12 protein-coding genes and 1 pseudogene are annotated in these 19562 nt (G+C 63.8%); 9 read left to right on the forward strand and 4 right to left on the reverse strand.

All coding sequences use genetic code 11. The features are described 5' to 3' along the window. Positions 1-348 precede the first annotated feature (348 nt). The 7 genes from VT84_RS21810 to VT84_RS21840 all read left to right on the forward strand — a co-directional run bounded on the left by VT84_RS21810 (position 349) and on the right by VT84_RS21840 (position 9791). Entirely contained in the window at positions 349-1926 is a 1578-nt protein-coding gene (locus VT84_RS21810) for a trehalose-6-phosphate synthase (RefSeq protein WP_082840984.1), read from the forward strand. A gap of 126 nt (positions 1927-2052) precedes the next feature. After that, positions 2053-2463 carry a response regulator gene (locus tag VT84_RS21815; protein WP_082840985.1) on the forward strand — a complete coding sequence of 137 codons (411 nt, stop codon included), beginning with the start codon at positions 2053-2055 and terminating at the stop codon, positions 2461-2463. 251 nt (positions 2464-2714) lie between these two features. Next, positions 2715-6176, forward strand: a complete 3462-nt coding sequence (locus VT84_RS21820) for a response regulator (RefSeq protein WP_082840986.1) — start codon at positions 2715-2717, stop codon at positions 6174-6176. 97 nt (positions 6177-6273) lie between these two features. Next, entirely contained in the window at positions 6274-7101 is an 828-nt protein-coding gene (locus VT84_RS21825; RefSeq protein ID WP_082840987.1) for a CheR family methyltransferase, read from the forward strand. Then, the gene (locus tag VT84_RS21830; protein WP_239465434.1) at positions 7098-7685 is read left to right on the forward strand and encodes a chemotaxis protein CheB; all 588 of its coding nucleotides are present in this window, start codon (positions 7098-7100) and stop codon (positions 7683-7685) included. The genes VT84_RS21825 and VT84_RS21830 overlap by 4 nt, the downstream gene beginning before the upstream one ends. Continuing rightward, entirely contained in the window at positions 7682-9289 is a 1608-nt protein-coding gene (locus VT84_RS21835) for a response regulator (protein ID WP_082840988.1), read from the forward strand. The genes VT84_RS21830 and VT84_RS21835 overlap by 4 nt, the downstream gene beginning before the upstream one ends. A 310-nt stretch (positions 9290-9599) precedes the next feature. Next, positions 9600-9791 (forward strand): hypothetical protein, encoded by a 192-nt coding sequence (locus VT84_RS21840; RefSeq protein ID WP_052551974.1) that lies wholly within the window; start codon positions 9600-9602, stop codon positions 9789-9791. Here VT84_RS21840 and VT84_RS21845 read toward each other — a convergent pair. Further along, positions 9745-10227 (reverse strand): YceK/YidQ family lipoprotein, encoded by a 483-nt coding sequence (locus tag VT84_RS21845; RefSeq protein WP_082840989.1) that lies wholly within the window; start codon positions 10225-10227, stop codon positions 9745-9747. The two genes, VT84_RS21840 and VT84_RS21845, sit on opposite strands and share 47 nt — an antisense overlap. Positions 10228-10580: 353 nt before the next feature. On the opposite strand from VT84_RS21845, the gene VT84_RS21850 reads away from it, so the two are divergent. Together VT84_RS21850 and VT84_RS21855 are read left to right on the forward strand one after the other, a co-directional pair. Then, positions 10581-14213, forward strand: coding sequence for a hybrid sensor histidine kinase/response regulator (locus VT84_RS21850; RefSeq protein ID WP_082840990.1), 3633 nt, complete (start codon positions 10581-10583; stop codon positions 14211-14213). Positions 14214-14767: 554 nt separating this feature from the next. Further along, positions 14768-16009: pseudogene (locus tag VT84_RS21855) on the forward strand (formate dehydrogenase); the annotation flags it as partial. A gap of 382 nt (positions 16010-16391) precedes the next feature. Here the strand turns inward: VT84_RS21855 and fae are convergent. From fae to VT84_RS21870, 3 genes are all read right to left on the reverse strand, one after another. Continuing rightward, complete coding sequence (fae, locus tag VT84_RS21860) at positions 16392-16946, reverse strand: formaldehyde-activating enzyme (RefSeq protein ID WP_052551979.1); 555 nt, start codon at positions 16944-16946, stop codon at positions 16392-16394. After that, positions 16855-18270 (reverse strand): hypothetical protein, encoded by a 1416-nt coding sequence (locus VT84_RS21865; RefSeq protein ID WP_204249618.1) that lies wholly within the window; start codon positions 18268-18270, stop codon positions 16855-16857. The genes fae and VT84_RS21865 overlap by 92 nt, the downstream gene beginning before the upstream one ends. Before the next feature lie 83 nt (positions 18271-18353). Beyond that, on the reverse strand, positions 18354-19493 hold the full coding sequence (locus tag VT84_RS21870) for an SPFH domain-containing protein (protein ID WP_052551982.1): 1140 nt from the start codon (positions 19491-19493) through the stop codon (positions 18354-18356). Positions 19494-19562: the final 69 nt, after the last annotated feature.

Below are 19562 nucleotides of genomic sequence, written 5' to 3' on the forward strand. Positions count from 1 at the left end.
CCGCGTTCGTCCAAGCACCCAATTCCACAACGCGAACCGCGACCAATTTCTGGTCACCCGTTCGAGATTTGTTCGTTTCGCCGACTCAAGGCACTTTGGACCGCGACGAACACACAACACCATCACCAATCGCACGCGCCACAAATACATCGCGCAAAGTATGCAATCAAAACGAGATACAGGTTCCGCTACCCGAAACGTGTTCGCTCCGCGTCGCTGCGAAGGGCGAGTCGTTCTGTTCTGGCATCCTCGTTGCCTAGAGGCGTGTGCAACCGCGGTGCCCGGAACACCAGTTTCGGGCGGATCTGCATTGGATGCAGTCATTTCTTCCGTTCTTGAGGTGACCCCGTGGGCTGGAGTAAGGAACGATTGCAAGAAGTGGCTCGCACGCGGCTGGGCGGGGCCAAACTGATCGTGGTCGCGAACCGGGAACCGTACATCCACCGATACAAGGACGGCGAGGTCGAGTGGATTCGGCCCGCGGGCGGGTTGACCACGGCTCTCGATCCGGTGATGCAAGCGTGCGGGGGCGTGTGGGTCGCACACGGCTCCGGAGACGCCGATCGCGCGGTGACCGATGCGAGTGGGCGCGTGGGCGTACCTCCGGACGATCCGAACTACGTGCTGCGTCGCGTGTGGCTCAGTAAGGACGACGAGGAGGGCTACTACTACGGCGCTGCCAACAGCATGTTGTGGCCCCTCTGCCACCAGGTGTTCGCACGCCCGGTCTTCGATCAGATCCACTGGGAAACGTACCGCAGAGTCAACGAGACGTTCGCCGCGGCCGTACTTGAGGAAGCGCAAGGCGGCCCGGCGCTCGTCTTCGTACAGGATTATCACTTCGCGCTACTGCCCCGGTTGTTGAAAGCCGCCCGCCCGGACCTCGTCGTTGCCCAGTTCTGGCACATCCCGTGGCCCGGCCCGGAGAAGTTCCTGGTGTGTCCGTGGGCCAAGGAGTTGCTCGACGGGATGCTCGGGAACGACCTGTTCGGGTTCCACACGCAGAACGACTGCAACAACTTCCTGGAGTGCGTGGACCGCGCGCTCGAATGCCGTATCGACCGCGAACGGTTCGCGGTGCAGCGCAGTGGGCAAGTCACGACCGTGCGCCCGTTCCCGATCAGCGTCGATCCGGAGCTGGCCCAGGAATATCTGGGCGACGACTGGGAAGATCGCGCGACCGCGCTGCGCAAGAAGCACCGGTTGGGCGACCGAGCACTGATCGTGGGTGTGGACCGCGTGGACTACACGAAGGGCATCCCGGAACGACTCCAAGCGGTCGATCGGCTGCTCCAGAAGCACCCGGAGTTGAAGGGGCAGTTCCACTTCTTACAGGTCGGAGCGCCGAGCCGCACGCACATCCCCGCGTACCGTGACCTGACCGAAGAAGTGAACATGCTGGCCGAGCGCATCAACTGGGAGCACGGGACCGAGGACTGGCAGCCGGTGGTGTTTCTCAACGAGCACCACGGACCGGATGACATCTTCGTCCTCTATCGTGCGTCGGCGGGATGCGTGGTCAGTTCGTTGCACGACGGCATGAACCTCGTCGCGAAGGAGTTCGTGACGGCACGCGACGACGACCGCGGGGTACTCGTCCTGTCACAATTCACAGGCGCCGCACGCGAACTGCCCGATGCCGTGATCGTGAATCCGTTCGACGTCGAGGAGATGGCCGACGGGTTGTACGCATCACTCACAATGCCGGCCCAGGAGCAAGAGCGGCGGATGCGCCGGATGCGTGCCCAGGTGGACGACCACAACATCTACCGCTGGGCCGGTGTGCTCCTCAGTGCCATTGGGAAGCTCATCCCGGACACGAGCGAAGTGCTACCCACGCAAGTCGAACCCGATCCACTCGACGTGATCGAACGCGAAATCGCCCGCGAAAACTATATCACCGCACTCCGACTCACAAGCGGTTAACAACCAGAACAGCCCGATTCGGCGCTTTGCGACTGCAAGTTAGCGGTCGCAAAGCGTTCAATATCACACCGACCGTTCGAGCATCCAACGGCAGCAACTTTAAAACTCTGACCCGAAAAGGAACCAATGACGCCCCCACGCGACTCCGACCGGTCCCGGTTGCCCGGTCTGTTGCTCGTTGATCCCGATCCCCGTGTGCGCGATGCACTCGCGCGTGCGATGGAGAACGAAGGTTGGCGCGTGTGGTCCGCGGCCGACGGAACAAGCGCGGTCGAAATCTATCACCAGAACCGGGACCAGATCGACGTCGCGCTCGTAGACCTTCTGTTCCCGGGGCTTCAGGGCGGGCGGCTTTTAGCAGAATTGGGTCAACTCGATCCTGATCTCATTCGCTGTGCGATGTCGGGTGGCGTGAACGCATACACGGCGTCCGCGTTCCGACGAATGAGCGGGACGCCCCTCTTCACCAAGCCGCTTGATACTCACGCACTTGCGTGCGCATTGCACGAAATGATGGCCCCCGTCAGCCCGAAATAGTTCGAGTTACGAAGCAAACGAATCGAGTTGTACCGCTCAACCTGGGCGGTAAGAGAATCGCTACGAACTCCCTTCGCAATCGTTACATCCCGACAACTCTGGTCATCAACTCGGCGGATTTCAACGCAGGTATCGAAGCGAGATACCCTATCTCGCATGCTCTTCGTATTTGTAAGGGTATGCTTTTGAGTTTTTGGTACATTTTTTGCAGCAAATAAGGCCTGCGCGATTGATTATCCTGGAAGTACCCGATGCCCTCTTCGAGTGCCCCCGTTGAATCTCACCAGAAAAAAGCCGATCTCCCGCTCTTCATCGGCCTAACTGCAGTTGTCGGGTTCTTCGTTGTTAGTGGGATTATTGCGTATTGGAACACCCGCACCTTGAGCCGCAATGCGCAACAGATTGCGCACACGCACGAGGTGCTCACGACACTTGACGACATCCAGTCGTTGATGAAGGATGCGGAAACGGGACAGCGGGGTTACGTCCTCATGGGTGACCCTCGTTACTTGGAACCGCACACGCTGGCGGTTGTCCGAGTCAAAGACAAATTAAACGACGTCGAGCGCCTCACCACCGATAACCCCGATCAACAGGCCCGAATTCCCCTTCTCCGAAGCCTAATTGAAGCGAAACTTGCCGAACTCGAAGAAACGATTATCCTTCGGCGCACACAGGGGTTCGAGGCCGCTCAGAAAATTGTCGCGACCGAGCGCGGGAAAGCGACGATGGACGGCATCCGCGATCAAGCGGCCGGAATGGAGCGCACCGAGCGCGAACTCCGGACCCAGCGCTTCGCAGAAATGGACAAAGCTTACTCGGTCGCCGTGGCCAGCGGAGTTCTCACCGGCGTGCTCGGCACTCTTCTCGCCGTGGCCGTCGCGTTCTTAGTTCGGCGTGCGGTCGCGCAACGGCGCGAGGAAGAGTGGCTCCAGAGCGGCCAAATCAAGCTCGGCGCGGCGATGACCGGCGACCAGCGGGTTGAGCAGCTCGGCGAGAGCGTACTCAAGTTCCTGGCCGAGTATCTGGGTGCGCACGCGGGTGCATTTTTCGCACAGGAAGAGGGAAGTTTCCGCCGGGTCGCGACTTACGGCACTCCCGCCGGTACCAGTACCCCGGAACGACTGGAGATGAGCGACGGGTTGGTCGGGCGCGCGATCAAAGACCGCCGGTCGTTCTTCGTTCACGACGTGCCCGACGGGTACCTGAAGGTCGGCTCGGCGCTCGGGCAGGCAAGCCCGCGACACCTCGCGATCATCCCGACCACGCTCGACAACTTCACGAACGCGGTGTTTGAACTCGGGTTCATTCACGCACCCGTACCTTTATCCGCCGAACTACTCGATCGGGCCGGAGAAGCGATCGGGCTGGCGGTCCGATCGTCCCGGTACCGCGCTCACCTCCAGAACCTGCTCGAAGAAACTCAGCGGCAGTCGGAAGAACTTCAGGCCCAGAGCGAGGAACTGCGTGTCTCGAACGAAGAGTTAGAGGAACAGAGCCGGGCGCTCAAGGAATCGCAGGCCCGGTTGGAACTTCAACAGGCCGAACTCGAGCAGACGAACGCGCGGCTGGAAGAGCAAACCCAAATGTTGGCAGACCAGCGCGACGACGCCACACGATCACGCGCGGCTCTCCAGGTGAAGGCCAACGAACTCGAACAGGCCAGCCGGTACAAATCCGACTTCCTGGCGAACATGTCGCACGAGCTGCGCACCCCGCTCAACTCGTCGCTCATTCTCGCGAAGCTCCTCGCCGACAACCGCGAGGGGAACCTCACCGCCGAACAGGTGCGGTTCGCGGAAACAATTCAGTCCGCGGGGAACGACCTGCTCGCGCTCATCAACGACATCCTCGATCTCTCGAAGATCGAGGCCGGGAAGATGGACGTGCGGGCCGAACCGGTCCGGTTGGCGCTACTCGCAGAAGACCTCACGCGCGTGTTCCAGCCGGTCGCCGAACAGAAAAAACTCACGTTCCAGATCCGCGTCGCTCCGGATTGTCCCAACTCCATCACCACCGACCGCCAGCGCCTCGAACAGGTGCTCAAGAACCTGTTCTCAAACGCGCTGAAATTCACCGAACGCGGCGAAGTGAGCATGGACGTGACCCGCGTCGCGGGCGATAAGATCGCGTTCGCGGTGCGTGACACCGGCATCGGCATTCCTGAACAACAACAGGAAGTCATCTTCGAGGCGTTCCGACAAGCCGACGGAACCACCAGCCGCAAGTACGGTGGTACGGGGTTGGGGCTATCGATCGGACGCGAACTCGCGCGGTTGTTGGCCGGCGAACTCGGGGTCACAAGTGAACCCGGGCGCGGGAGCACGTTCACGATCACTCTCCCGATCACCTACGACCCGACACTCGTTGCCCCGCGCACGCGCGGACCGATCACCGGCCCCGCAACTCCGCCTCCGCCAGTCGCTATCCCTACTCCTCCGGTACCCGCAACGCCGATCGCCCCGCGCCTCGCACCGAGTCTGGCGCGTCGATTCGAGGACGATCGCGAGCGCCTGACCGCGGATCGCCGGATCATTCTCGTCGTGGAAGACGACGCCTCTTTTGCCCACATCATGTACGACCTCGCGCACGAACTCGACTTCCAGTGTGTTGTCGCGAGCAGCGCCGAAGAAGGACTTGCAGCAGCCATCCAGCACCGCCCCAGCGCGGTCGTTCTCGACGTGGGGCTGCCCGATCACTCCGGGCTGTCCGTGCTCGATCGACTCAAGCACGACGCGCGCACCCGGCACATTCCGGTTCACGTTGTTTCGGCTCACGATTACGCCCAAACCGCACTTGCACTGGGCGCGGTCGGGTACATGCTGAAGCCGGTCAAGCGCGAGCAACTGGTCGAAGCGCTCGAACGGCTCGAAACGCGCCTGGAACAGCGCCTGCGTCGCGTGCTGATTGTCGAAGACGACGCGGTTCAACTCGACAGCCTGCGGAAGTTGCTCGGCACACACGATGTGGAGACGGTCGGCGCGCGGACCGCGGCCGAGTGCCTGGAGCGCCTGAAGAGCGAAACCTTCGACTGCATGGTGCTCGATCTGACTCTGCCAGATGCTTCCGGGTACTCTCTCCTCGAAACACTGAGCCGCGAGGACGCTTACTCGTTCCCGCCCGTCATCGTGTACACCGGGCGCGAACTCGCGGACGACGACGAACAGCGCCTGCGGCGGTACTCGAAGTCGATCATCATCAAGGGCGCGAAGTCGCCCGAACGGTTGCTCGACGAGGTGACGCTGTTCCTCCACCAAGTGGTTTCGGAACTTCCGGCCGAACAGCAGAAAATGCTGGAAAAGGCCCGAAGCCGCGACGCCGCACTGGAGGGGCGCCGAATCCTGGTGGTCGAGGACGACGTGCGGAACGTGTTCGCGCTCACGAGCATCCTGGAACCGCGCGGTGCAGTAGTCACGATCGCGCGCAACGGGCGCGAGGCCCTCGAAGCCCTGGAACGCTCGCTCAGCCAACCGGACCAGGCCGTCGATTTGGTGCTGATGGACGTAATGATGCCGGAGATGGACGGGCTGACGGCCACGCGCGAGATCCGCAAGCGGGACTCGTGGAAGAAATTGCCGATTCTCATGCTCACGGCCAAGGCGATGCGAGACGATCAGGAACAGTGCCTCGCGGCCGGGGCAAACGACTACATGGCGAAGCCGCTGGACGTCGAGAAGCTACTGTCACTTGTCCGCGTGTGGATGCCCCGGTAGTCGGTCGTAAGGTCACAAAGTCCCAAGTCGTAAAATCGAAAACTTGTGACCACCGGACTTTCGACTTTCGACCTTGTGACCTTACGACGGGGGGAAAGTGTCCGACAAGACCGAGGAGATCGAACTGCGACTGCTGCTCGACGCCATTTACCAGCGGTACCACTACGACTTCCGCGGGTACTCGGCCGCGTCGATCACCCGGCGCCTGCGCCAGGCGCGCGAGCGGTTCGGCTGCCGGAGCTTTTCGCAGCTCCAGGACCGCGTGCTGCACGAACCCGCTGTGCTCCCGGAACTGTTGGCCTTCCTCACGGTGCAGGTGAGCGAATTATTCCGCGACCCGGCGTACTTCCGGGCGATCCGCGAACAGGTGGTCCCGCACCTCCGCACGTACCCGTCGCTGAAGGTGTGGGTCGCGGGGTGCAGCGCCGGCGAGGAAGTGTACTCGCTCGCCATCCTGTTCCGCGAAGAGGGGTTGGAAGACCGCACGATGTTCTACGGCACGGACATCAACCCGGAGGCGATCAGAAAGGCCGAGGCCGGAGTGTACGAGATCGACCGACTCGCACTCTTTACTGAAAATCACCGACTCGCGGGCGGGAAGTCGTCACTGTCAGACTACTACACCGCGGCCTATGGCGCGGCCGTGTTCGACAAGACGCTGCGGCGCCGAACCGTGTTCTCCGATCACAGCTTGGTGACCGACGCGGTGTTCGCCGAGGTTCACCTCGTGTCCTGCCGCAACGTGCTGATTTACTTCGACCGCGAGCTACAGGATCGCTCCATCGGATTGTTTAAAGATTCGCTCGTTCGCAAGGGGTTTCTCGGTCTGGGCGCGAAGGAAAGTTTGCGGTTCTCCGCGCACGCCGACGCCTTCATCGAGTTCGCCCGGGACGAGCGCATTTACCAGAAGAGGGGCACAACGTGACCCCCGAACCGATTCCCTCCCCCGGAGCCGTCGTGATCGGTGCGTCGGCCGGGGCCGTGGACGCCCTGTCCGCGATCTTACCCGCGCTGCCCAAGGGGTACCCGCTATCGGTGATGGTTGTGGTCCACGTGCCGCCCGATAAAAAGAGTGTCATGGCCGAACTTTTCAGGAACAAGTGCCGCATGGACGTGTGCGAGGCCGACGACAAGGAACCTCTCGTTCCGGGCACGGTCTACTTCGCCCCTCCCGACTACCACTTGCTAGTGGAACCGGACCGGCGCCTGTCGCTATCGAGCGAGGAGCCGGTCCACTACTCGCGCCCGGCCATCGACGTACTGTTCGAGTCGGCCGCGGACGTCTTCGAGGCCGGGCTCGTGGGGGTGCTCCTCACGGGTGCGAGTTCCGACGGCGCACGCGGGCTGCGTGCGGTGTGCGACGCGGGCGGAACGGCCCTCGTTCAGCACCCCGACGAAGCGGCAGTCGCGACCATGCCCCGGGCCGCGATTGCGGCGTGCCCGTCGGCCTCCGTGATGTACCTGGAACAGATCGCGGCGTACCTCCGCGACCTGGGGAGGCGGCCGTGACCCGACCCGCACTGGCCCCGGTCCACTTCCTGCTCGTGGACGACCTGGAAGAGAATCTCATCGCACTCGAAGCGCTGCTCCGGCGCGACGGGCTCGTACTGCTCACCGCCCGCTCCGGCCCGGAAGCCCTCGAACTGCTGCTCAAGCACGAAGTCGCGCTGGCACTCGTGGACGTGCAGATGCCCGAGATGGACGGGTTCGAGTTGGCCGAACTGATGCGCGGGACCGAGCGCACGCGGCGCGTGCCGATCATCTTCCTCACGGCCGGCAACCCGGACCAGTCGCGCCGGTTCCGCGGGTACGAGGCCGGAGCGGTCGACTTCCTCAACAAGCCGATCGAGCCGCACACGCTGCGGAGCAAGGCGGATGTGTTCTTCGAGTTGTGGCGCGAGCGCCAGGAAGTGGCCCGCCAGCGCGACGAACTCAAGGCCGCGACCGCCGAGAACGCGCGATTGCTAGAAGAAACGCGCCGAACCGCGGACGCGCTCCGCGAGGCCGACCGGCGGAAGGACGAGTTCCTCGCGACGTTGGCCCACGAACTCCGGAACCCGCTCGCACCGATCCGCAACGGGTTGCAGATCCTGAGTCTCGCCCAATCCGCGGACACCGCGGCGCGGGCGCGGGCCATGATGGAACGGCAGCTCGGGCACATGGTGCGACTGGTCGACGACCTGCTCGACATCTCCCGCGTGACGAGCGGCAAAGTGCGCCTGCGCCCGGAGTTGATCGAGGTCCGCACGGCCGTCGAAGCGGCGATCGAAGCGAGCCGACCGGCGATCGAAGCGGGGCAGCACACGCTCACGGTTCACACCCCGAACGAACAGTTGTGGCTCCAGGCCGATCCCACGCGGCTCGCCCAGGTGATCGGGAACCTGCTCACCAACGCAGCGAAGTACACCCCCGACGGCGGCCGAATCAACGTCTCGGTGGAGCACGACAACGGGTACGCAGTCGTCCGCGTCAAAGATACGGGACTCGGCATCCCGGCCGACATGCTCCCGCGTGTGTTCGATCTGTTCACGCAAGTCGGCAAGCACCTGGACCGGGCACAGGGCGGACTCGGAATCGGGCTGGCACTGGTCAAGCGGTTGGTCGAAATGCACGGCGGTGAGGTGACCGTTGAAAGCCCCGGCCCCGACCGCGGGAGCACGTTCTCGGTGCGCATGCCGCTCGCGCCCGACGCTCCCGTGATCCCGCTTTCGAGTAACTCCATTCGCACGGCCCGCGGGAAATCGCGCCGCGTCCTGGTCGTGGACGATAACGCCGACGCTGCCGAGAGCCTGTCGGAGTTGCTCGCACTCTCCGGCCACAAAACAGAAACCGCTCAAAGTGGACCGGAGGCATTAAGTGCCGCCGCCCGGTTCCACCCGGAACTCGTGTTCCTCGACATCGGATTGCCGGGAATGAACGGCTACGAGGTCGCCCGGACGCTGCGGGCCGACCCGAGCAGCACCAAAGCCGTTCTCGTGGCCCTAACCGGGTGGGGTTCGGAAGAAGATCGGCGGCGCTCGGCGGAAGCCGGTTTCGACTTCCACCTGACCAAGCCGGTGGAGACGGGGCAACTCGAAGGGCTGCTCGCCAAACTCGCGAACGGTCCGGCGTGATACTTCAGCGGTCGTCCGTTCGAGAAAATCGGCTGGGACGGGTTCACCGCCCCTTGTACCCGGCCGCCGGGCAGTGGCCGGAGCCGTTCCCCTGAATCAGGAACGCTTCGACTGACGCGGTCGCGGCGAAGATCACGCACCAACGGCCGCAGGGTACTCACGCCTTACCCCATGACAGCGGCCGCGAAGGTCCGAAGCCTGACGTCCCTGTCACCGGACGGCCATTCGGCAAAAAATTGTAAGCGCGGAATTGAGAGGTGATGAAACTCGGCCGATCGAGTGCAAATCAGTACGGAACGGAGGAGAGACGATGGCGTCGCTATTCGGGCTGATCGGCGTGGCGCTCCTCGGCGCCGCGGCCATAGTTGGGATCTTCCTCGGTTCGGACAAAGTACCGCTGTCGATCACCGCGTGCGGGTTCGCGATCGCGGGCGGACTGTCACTGGTCGGGTCCGCTATTGTGGAGGCAGCGCAAATTTTGAAGTCTCAGAATCGGGAATAGCTCGTTCCGTATTGGTCGGCGCCGGGGCGTTCCCAACTGGTACCGGGGCTACATTCGTCGGCGTGTTGTGCCCAACTGGTACCACGACGACCGGGTGGTGCAGGCTGTAATCGCGCGGCTTGGGGTGCCCCACGAGGCGCCAAATTTCGGTACCCGCCGTGTACGGCAGCGTAAACGTGTCGCCGACGAACGTGAAGATGAGGTCGAAGCCCATTATCGGGACGAGCAGGTAATCGGCGGTACACGTCACCTTATCCCACGGGTACGTGGACATCGCGGCCCAGTCCCCGCGCACGCCCCCGTACACGCGACAGATCGGTGCGTCGGGGTTGCTCGTTGGCGCAACGGCGGGCTGTCGGAGATTGTCTACAGTCCCGCACCCGCACCCAATGGCACTCGCCAGGAGCGCAGCAGCGAGTGATTTCCGTCCGACCATAAGCTCCGTCCCTGTCAATGGGGCGAGTACGCGCGTTCCCGCGCGAATCGACCTCGTGTGCCACGCAACTTATCGGACGGAAATACCGTCAAAGACGAGAAAATCCCGATAATCCGCACTCCGGGGACAATCGTTTTCATTTATGAGTCCGCACGGCGACGAGTTCGTGCTATAGTTTCTGTCAATGAACTTGGTCCGAGAATCGGTGGTCCCGACGCGAGCGTTTCGCCGGGGGAACCTCGTTTGATCCTCCGGCGGGTTCGATCGAACACGCACCGCGAGTGCACTCCCGGAGGCCGCGCTCAGCACCGCCGACCTCGGTCATTGCTCGGTGCTTCACGCGCGTCGGCGCCATGTCGTTGTCCCGCTCCTCGCGGTTCAGTGTGCGCGTTCTCGGCCCAATAGCCGTTCTTTTTGTTTGCAGCTCGCCCGCTCCCGCACTCGATCCGGCCCGCGCCACAACACAGTACGCCATGCGCGTGTGGCAGACCGAACAGGGCCTCCCCCACAATTCTGTCACGGCCCTCGCTCAAACCCCGGACGGGTACCTCTGGTGCGGGACCGAGAACGGGCTGACGCGCTTCGACGGCAGCAATTTCACGCTCTTCGACCGCTCGAACACCCCGGCCATTCGGAACGAGACGATCCACGTGCTCCTCACCGACCGTAACGGCCGGCTCTGGATCGGGACCGGCGGCGGCGGACTGGTGCGGTACGAGGGGGGCGCGTTCACCCGGTTGTCCGTGGACGACGGCATGGTGGGCGATACCGTACACGGGCTCATGGAAGACAGTTCCGGAGCCCTCTGGATCGGCACGACCTCCGGGCTGAGCCGCTTCGCCGACGGGCGCTTTACGAACTACACGGTCGCGGACGGGTTACCCCACGACTACTGTCGCGTGGTGTGTGAAGCCCCCAACGGTCAACTGTGGGTCGGCACGAGTCAGGGGCTGTCGCGCCTCACCGGGAACCGATTCGAGACGTACACAACGGAACACGGTCTCCCCGGGAGTAACATTCAAGCCATCCGCGCGTGCTCGGACGGGGCGCTGTGGATCGGCACCAACGGGACCGGGCTGAGCCAGTGGAAGGACGGGCGGTTCACGAACTTCGATACCGAACAAGGACTTTCCAACGGGTTCGTGCGGGCGGTTCACGAGGACCGCGACGGGAACCTGTGGGTCGGGACCGACGAGGGCATCAGCCGGTGGAAGAACGGGAAACAGACCGGTCAGTTCCCCCGAAACCTGGTCGCGGGGCGGAGCGTCTTCGACATCCACGAGGACCGGGCCGGCCACTTGTGGGTCGGAACGACCGACGGGCTGCTCCGCATCGGTAACGGGCGCTGCGTCACCACGACCGTGACCGAGGGGCTCGCCGGTGACCTCGTCTGGGCCGTACACGCGGACCGTCGGGGCCACTTGTGGGCGGGAACGACGAGCGGTCTCAACGTCTGTCGGAACGGGAAATGGACCGCGTACACAACAAAAGACGGGCTCCCGACCAACGTCATCCTGTCGATCGCGGAGGAGACGGACGGGACGATGTGGTTCGGCACGTCGGGCGGCCTGGTGCGCTTCCAAAACGGGAAGTTTCACACGTTTACCGCCGCGGACGGCCTGACCAGTAGCACCATCGCCGCCGTGTTCTTCGACCGCCGGGGCACCCTGTGGGTCGGCACCAAGGGGGGCGGGGTCAACCGTTACAAGGACGGTCGGTTCACACCGGTCCAGATCCGGGCCGGGCGCAGCGATATCATCGCCCGCGTGTTCCACGAAGACGCCACGGGCGCCCTCTGGATCGGCACCAACGGGTCCGGCGTGTGCGTCCTGCGCGGCGACACGACCGAATGGTACACGGCCCGAAACGGGCTTTCTAGCGACCTGATTTTGGCGATTCACGAGGGCGCGGACGGGGCCATCTGGATCGGCACCCACGGGGGCGGGCTGAACCGGTTCCACAACAATCAGTGGTCGCACTTCACCAGCGCGAACGGGCTCTCGGACGACATCATCTATCAGATCCTCGAAGACGGCCCCCACTTCTGGATGAGCTGCGCAAAGGGGATCTTCCGCGTCCGAAAAGACGAACTCACGTGCGTCTGGCGCCCCGTTCACCCGTTGCTCTTGGGGAAGAACGACGGGATGCAGATCCTGGATTGTAGCGGCGGGTCGCAGTCGTCCGGGTGCCGGGCGCGCGACGGCACGCTCTGGTTCCCCACTACCCGGGGGCTCGTGGCCATCGAACCGGGGCGCGTCCAGGCGAACACCACCCCGCCCCAACTCTACATCGAACGGGTCATGGCCGACGGTGCGTTCCTGGACGCGCCGGGAGCGCTGACCGTCGCGCCCGGGCGGGGGCAACTCGAGTTCCACTTCGCCGCGATCGAACTCTCGGCCCCGGAACGGGTCCGGTTCCGGTACCAATTGGAAGGGTTCGACAAGGAGTGGGTGGAAGCGGGCAACCGGCGGTCCGCGTATTACACCAACTTGCCCCCGGGCCAGTACCGGTTCCGCGTGACCGCGTGCAACGGGGACGGGATCTGGCGCGAGGTGCCGCTCGAAATCGGACTCGTACTGCAACCGCATTTCTACCAGACCGACCTCTTCTACGGGCTGTGCGCCTTCGGGGTCGCGCTGGCCGGAATCGGGATTCACCTGTTCCGCACCCGGCGGCTCCGCGCCCGCGAAGAGTACCTGGCCCGGTGCGTCGCGATCCGCACCCGGCAGTTCCAAGAGGAAGTCGCGGAGCACGCGCGCACCGGAGAACAGTTGCGCCAGTCGCAAAAGCTGGAAGCCATCGGTCAGTTAGCGGGCGGCGTGGCGCACGACTTCAACAACTTGCTCACCGTTATCAACGGGTGCGCCGATCTCCTTTTGGACGGCTCCGGTTGGGGCGCACACGAGAAGGGTATGGTTCTCGACATCCTCGCCGCGGGCCGGCGGGCAGAGGGCCTGACGCGCCAGTTGCTGGCGTTCAGCCGGAGACAGGTGCTCGAACCGAAAGTGCTGGACCCGAACGCGGTCGTGACCGATACGGAGCGCATGCTCGCGCGGATGATCGGGGAAGACATCACCGTAACGGTGATCCTCGAACCCGGCCTGCACCGGATCAAAGCCGACCCGGTGCAACTCCAACAGGTGCTGGTCAACCTGTCCGTGAACGCACGCGACGCCATGCCGCACGGGGGCCGGCTCACGATCGCCACCCGCAACGCGACGCTCGACGAAGAATACGCCAAAACACACCCCGAGATAACTCCCGGCGAGTACGCCCTGCTGGAAGTGAGTGACACCGGGTGCGGGATGAGCACGGATATCAAGGCCCGGGTGTTCGAGCCATTCTTCACTACTAAAGGACCGGGAAACGGAACGGGACTCGGGCTGGCGACCGTTTACGGGATCGTCCGCCAGTCGGGTGGGCACGTCACCGTCGAGAGCGAGTCCGGGGCCGGAACCGTGTTCCGGATTTACTTCCCGCGCGCAGAGGGCGAGCCGGTCAAACAATCACAACCCCTCGGGCTCGGTTCGGTACCGGGGGGCGCGGAAACGCTGCTCCTGGTCGAGGACGAACCGACCGTCCGCGCGGTCGCCCGGCACGTTCTGCTGGCGTGCGGGTACCGCGTGCTGGAGGCCGAAGACGGAATGGAGGGCTTGCGCGTCGCCCGCGCCCACGCGGGGAGGATTGACCTGCTCCTTTCTGACGTCGTCATGCCCAATCTCGGAGGCCGGCAACTCGCCGAACAATTGCAGCAAGAACGTCCAGATATGCGCGTCCTTTTTCTGTCGGGGTACACGGACGACGTAGTTCTGCGTCACGGAGTTTCAGAGGCCGAGGTCGCGTTCCTGCAAAAGCCCTACGCACCCGCGACCCTGGCCTCCAAAGTCCGGGCGCTTCTTGATGGCCATTCATCCGAACACGGGAGCGAAATTTCTGAGCTGACCGGACGAGCCGTTGCCTGTGCGGACGGGGGGCCAGGTGGTTAATTGTCTACTGGGATCGAACGGTTCACCGGACCGGGGCAGAAGCGAGTTGCGGCGTCGTTCACGTTCTGCCGCCCGATCGGGTGGAACCGCCGAACGGGTCAATTCCGTTGCTGGGCTCGCCAAGGGTGTTGCGAACGCCGCGCGGGAACCCCTTGGGTAGCGGCGAAAGCCCGAAGTTCTCATTTGGGGCCGTAACCGTAAGTGATTGCACTCCCCCGCCTTCTTTCTCGGCCAGTGAGTACACTGTTCGCCCTCGTCCGTATTCCCTGTTTGACCGCGATCACCCGCTCTTTCACATTCCCACCTATCCGCCCGTTAAGTACACGATCCCGTCCGGTGCGGCCGGTTGTATTCGCTTAAAATGCGGCACTCGATTTCGGAACGCGCGTCCGCCGATTCCCCGCGGACTTACCGCCCGCTCCGGCAACCGTGGCCGTGCCCCCGATACCGCCCGCAGCCCGGCGGCCACTTGCGGTATTCCTCGAAACCGTGCGCAAGGCCGGCTCCCGTACCGGCCGATGTGTAGACGAACAAGGGCACCCGGGAACCGTACCTCGTCTGGTTCCCGCGCGACGAAGTCCGAGCCGGGGCGACACGGAACGCACGGGTACGGGCTCATGGGCGTGGCCGATCCCGGCGGCGTTCCGCGAACCGATCCGACGCTCCAGCACCCGCGCTGCGTGTTCCAGTTGCTGCGCCGGCACTTCGCGCGCTACACGCCGGACGTGTGCGGGTGCCGGCCCGAAGAACTCGTCCGCGTCGCGGAGCTGCTCTGCGCCAATTCGGGGCGCGAGCGCACCAGCGCGATCGTGTACGCGGTGGGCTGGACCCAACACACGACCGGGGTCCAGATCATCCGCACCGCGGGCATCCTGCAACTGCTCCTGGGCAACGTGGGGCGGCACGGGGGCGGGATCACGGCGATGCGCGGGCACTCCAGCATCCAGGGCAGTACCGACGTTTCCACGCTGTACGACACGCTGCCCGGGTACCTCCCGCAACCCGTCGCGGACGCCGACCACGAAATACTCGAGGGGCACATCGAGAAGGAGGGAATGCCGACCGGGTACTGGGCGAACTTCCCGTCGTTCGTCGTTTCTCTCCTGAAGGTGTACTACGGCCCGGCGGCGACCCCGGAGAACGAGTTCGGGTTCGGCTGGTTGCCGCGCGTGGCCGGGGACCACTCGCACCTCGTCACCTTCGACCGCATGGCGCGCGGCGAAGTGACCGGGTTCTTCCTGTTCGGCCAGAACCCGGCCGGGGACGGGATGAACGCCAAGCTCCAGCGCGCGGCCCTGCGCAACCTCGACTGGCTGGTCGTCGCCGACTGGTTCGAGACCGAGAGCGCGGTGTTCTGGAAGGCCGACCCGAACGGCCCGCCCCCGTCGGAGGTGAAAACCGAAGTGTTCTTCATCCCGGCCGCGAGTCACGTCGAAAAAGAAGGAACGCTGACCAATACTCAGCGGCTCCTCCAGCGGCACAACAGAGTGCTGGCCCCGGTCGGCGACGCGCGCTCGGATGCGTGGTTCGTGTACCAGTTCGGGAAGCGGTTGAAGGCGCTGTACGCCGGGTCAACCGACCCGAAAGACGCACCGCTCCTGAACCTCACCTGGGACTACGAACCCGTTCACCCCCAGAAGCTGGACGGTACCGCGAGCCGCATTTCGGGCGAACCGGACGTCGAACGGGTGCTGCAGGAACTCAACGGGTTCAGCACCACCGAAACCGACCCGCGCACGGACGAGCCGAAGTTGATTCCCGGGTTCTCGGCGCTCAAAGCCGATGGTTCGACCGCGTAGCGCTTCGGCGGCGCCAGGGTGATCGCCGCTGCAATTCTGGTTCTGAGTGGGGGCCGGGCCGTGCGTGCCCTCGTCGTGATGCTCCCCGCGGTTCACGGGGCGAAATAAACGGTTCGTGTCGGTGCTCGATACGACGGATGCGTGTTCCCCCCTCAGTCAACGGACCCCGATCGAGCGCGACTGGGACCAGGACCGAGGACGGTCCGACGCGCTACGCGGGCTGCCCGTGATTGGGGCCGGGCGCGCTGTGGTTCGTGTCGATTCACACGAGACCGGCTGGGGTGAAAAATCCCGTGCGTGCGGAGCAGGTGTGCCGCCGGTGGCACGGGGCACACAAGAACACGGATGCGCGGATCTGTCACCGGAACACGCGCCTACCCTACAGCTTTCCGTCGACCCCGAGTTGGTGGAAGTAGTGGGTCACTTTGTCCTGGTTTTCGAGGAGCCAGTCGATGCTCGGTTCGTTCGCCAGGGCCTTGCGGATCGCCTTCACCGTCGCTTCCCGGTTCACGTTGAAAAGCCCTTGATAATCGACCTCTTTGGGATCGACGGCGAGCACCGATGGGTCGAGCCAGACCGAGTAAATGATACCCAGATCGTTGGCTTTTTCCTTTGGGATGATGCCCGCACGAACGGCGTCGAGAACGCCGTTCGCGATGCCCGCCTGAACGCTCCCCATGAGGATGTTCGTGTACCGCGAGCTGGCCACGGTCACCTTGCTCACCATCAGCGTCGCGGGGCGCACCTGAACGTCACTGTTCAGGATCGCGAACACCTTCGTGTGCCCCTTCGTCTGATCGCCGACGAGCGTGGCCAGCGCGGTTCCCACCGGGCCGTCCAATTCACCGATGACGATTTCCGGTTCGGCGCAGAGGTAGTCCTTGTCGCCCTCGACGAGTGCCTCGCCCGTCCGCATCCCGATCCGCCCCGCCATGTCGCCTCCTCGAACTTGGTAAACTCTGGTGCCCGGTGTGTGCATCAACGGCTGCAAATGCGGGCGGCACAACTCCCAGCGCCGCCTTCCGGTTTTGGGGAGCCTTCGGCGCTTCGCTCCCGCCCTTCTTCGATGTCGCCATCACCACGGCGGCAATCACCCCGATGACGATCAAAATAGCCGCGACGAGCCGGAAGATCTTCCAGAAGCTCCACGGCCGCTCGCCGGACACCTTACCCGTGCGCCCGTTGATAAGGATCTGGAACAATTTCTGTTGGTAGTGATAGTTCGCCAGCCACACGGGGAGCAAGCAGTGCTTGAACGTGATACCGAGGTACCGCGTATCGGTCATTTCAATGCGCTGGTGGTCGCCGCCGATGTCCCGCACAATGAGGTGACGGATTTTCGGCTGCATCATCTCCTTCGCGACCACGAGGCCGTCTTTCAGATCCACCGCGTACCGTTCCGTCTTCAGACCTGCGAGGAACGAATCCTGAAAAGGTTCGAGTTCCCCCGTGTCCCACGGTTCGAGTCCGCTGATGAGGTGCGCGGGGATACTCTTCGAGCCGCACACGAGCATATCGTCGAAGAAGTGCTGCACCTCACCCGTAACCGGGTACCAGTTCGTTTTCGTCACCGTGCGACTGCGCTCGACCTCGTTCCCGTTGTTATCTTTCTCGGTGTAATACTCCGTTTCTTGGTAGTCGTCGCCGCGCATCCCGCGATACTTCGTGTACGTCATCGCGTCGTAGGTCCAGTACGGCAGGTACACGCCGGCGAGTTGACCCAGGTTCGCGAGTTTCTTCAGTTCCGTTGGCGCGAACCAGAGCCCGTGGAGCCATTTGTCGAACGACTCGCGCGCCGCCCGCAAGTCCACCGCGAACGGGATCACCGACTCCGGCGGGAGCATCCCCTCAACGACTTCGGGCTTGTTCTCGAGGTGCGTACTGCAAAACGGACAAATATCCGTGACGACTTTATCTTCGAGGAGCACCATCGCCCCGCACCCGCTGCACTTCGTCTGTGTGGAGCGCCCCGCGATCCCACCGACGTTGCCCTTCACGAGCTTGCTGGCGTACTCGTTGAAGTCGCGCTCCTCGACCTCCGCGCCGCCCGCTTCGACGTCCGACGTGTGACCGCAGTACGGGCACTTGAGTGCGCGCTCACGCGGATCGAACTCGACCTTCGCTCCGCAATTCAAGCACGGAAAGAGTTTGCCCTTCGGGGGCGCGCTCGAAACCGTCGGTTCCTTGTCCACCTGCGGTTTGGTCGCAGGGGGCAGCGGGGGCGGATCGGACGACGGGAGCGGAGGAGGTGTGCTCATATCAAAATCGAAACTCGAAGCACGAAATTCAAAAAGAAGACAACCGCTGCCTCTTTTTGAATTTCGGATTTGGGATTTTGAGCTTACCCCGGAAGTGGCGGCGGTGCCGCAGCGAAGAGTGAGGCCAGTTCGGGCACGGTTTCAGCCGCGGCCCAACCCGCCATGCCCGGCCTCCACACCAGTGAAGCACGATTGATGGTGCCCGAATTGATGTGCGCGGCCAGTGTTGCCAGATCGAACGGCCCGGCCTGGGCACCGTTGATTGCCGCATGGAACGTGACCGCGGTCGGGAGTGGGGGCGGAGCGCTCGCGGTGGCGGGGGAAGTCGTGTTGCCGGGCGTCACAACGCCCGGCGCCCCCGCTGCACCGGCAAAAGCCCCACCCATCTGCTGCCCCACGGCCAGTCCCGCACCGAGGCCCGCACCCATCCCGGCCAAACCGCCCGGGTTCGCCGCGGCCGTGGGGATCGCTTCGGCCGTCTGGAACTTCGTGTACTGATCGAGGTTGCCGAGCACCGACATCTGCGAGCGCTTGTCGAGGGCCGCTTCGACCTCGGGCGGAAGGGAGATGTTCTCGACGAAGAACTGCGTCAGGGAGACGCCCATCTTCGCCATTTCCGGCGCGATGCGCTCGAGCGCGATCTTCCCGACCTTCTCGTAGTTCCCCGCGAGATCGAGCATCGGGATGCGCGACGCACCGAGCGCGTCGATGAACCGCGACACGACCACGTTGCGGAACTGTGCGGAAATCTCGTACAGCTCGAACGACGGGTCGGTCGAAACGAGCTCCTTCAGGAACGTGCCCGGGTCGGTGACCTTAAAGGCGTAATTCCCGAACGCCCGCAGCCGCACCGGGCCGAACTCCGGGTCGCGGTACATGATCGGGTTCTGCGTGCCCCACTTCTGGTTCGTCCACTGTCGCGTGGAGATGAAGTACACCTCGCACTTGAACGGCGACTCGAACCCGTACTTCCACCCGAGGATGGTGGAGAGGATGGGCATGTTCTTCGTGTCGAGCGTGTACATGCCCGGCACTTTGACGTCTGCGAGTTGCCCCTCCTTCACGAACCCCGCGGCCTGCCCCTCGCGCACAACGAGTTTGGCGCCGTTCTTGATCTCGTTTTTGTGGCGCGTGAACCGGTGCGCGAGGATCTCGTTCTGGCTCGGTTCGGTCCACTCAATGATGTCGATGAACTGCCCCGACACCCAATCACGCAGCCCCATGACGGACCTCCGGCTAACGAGTGATGTGCAGCGGATACGCTCATGGTGCGCGCCGCGCTGCAAGAAGGC

The organism is Gemmata sp. SH-PL17 (assembly GCF_001610855.1).
GTDB lineage: Bacteria > Planctomycetota > Planctomycetia > Gemmatales > Gemmataceae > Gemmata > Gemmata massiliana.

Coding starts and splice junctions, on each gene's coding strand:
- VT84_RS21815 (WP_082840985.1), top strand. CDS start 2,053: ATGACGCCCCCACGCGACTCCGACCGGTCCCGGTTGCCCGGTCTGTTG.
- VT84_RS21820 (WP_082840986.1), top strand. CDS start 2,715: ATGCCCTCTTCGAGTGCCCCCGTTGAATCTCACCAGAAAAAAGCCGAT.
- VT84_RS21840 (WP_052551974.1), top strand. CDS start 9,600: ATGGCGTCGCTATTCGGGCTGATCGGCGTGGCGCTCCTCGGCGCCGCG.
- VT84_RS21845 (WP_082840989.1), bottom strand. CDS start 10,227: ATGGTCGGACGGAAATCACTCGCTGCTGCGCTCCTGGCGAGTGCCATT.
- VT84_RS21850 (WP_082840990.1), top strand. CDS start 10,581: ATGTCGTTGTCCCGCTCCTCGCGGTTCAGTGTGCGCGTTCTCGGCCCA.
- fae (WP_052551979.1), bottom strand. CDS start 16,946: ATGGCGGGGCGGATCGGGATGCGGACGGGCGAGGCACTCGTCGAGGGC.
- VT84_RS21865 (WP_204249618.1), bottom strand. CDS start 18,270: ATGAGCACACCTCCTCCGCTCCCGTCGTCCGATCCGCCCCCGCTGCCC.
- VT84_RS21870 (WP_052551982.1), bottom strand. CDS start 19,493: ATGGGGCTGCGTGATTGGGTGTCGGGGCAGTTCATCGACATCATTGAG.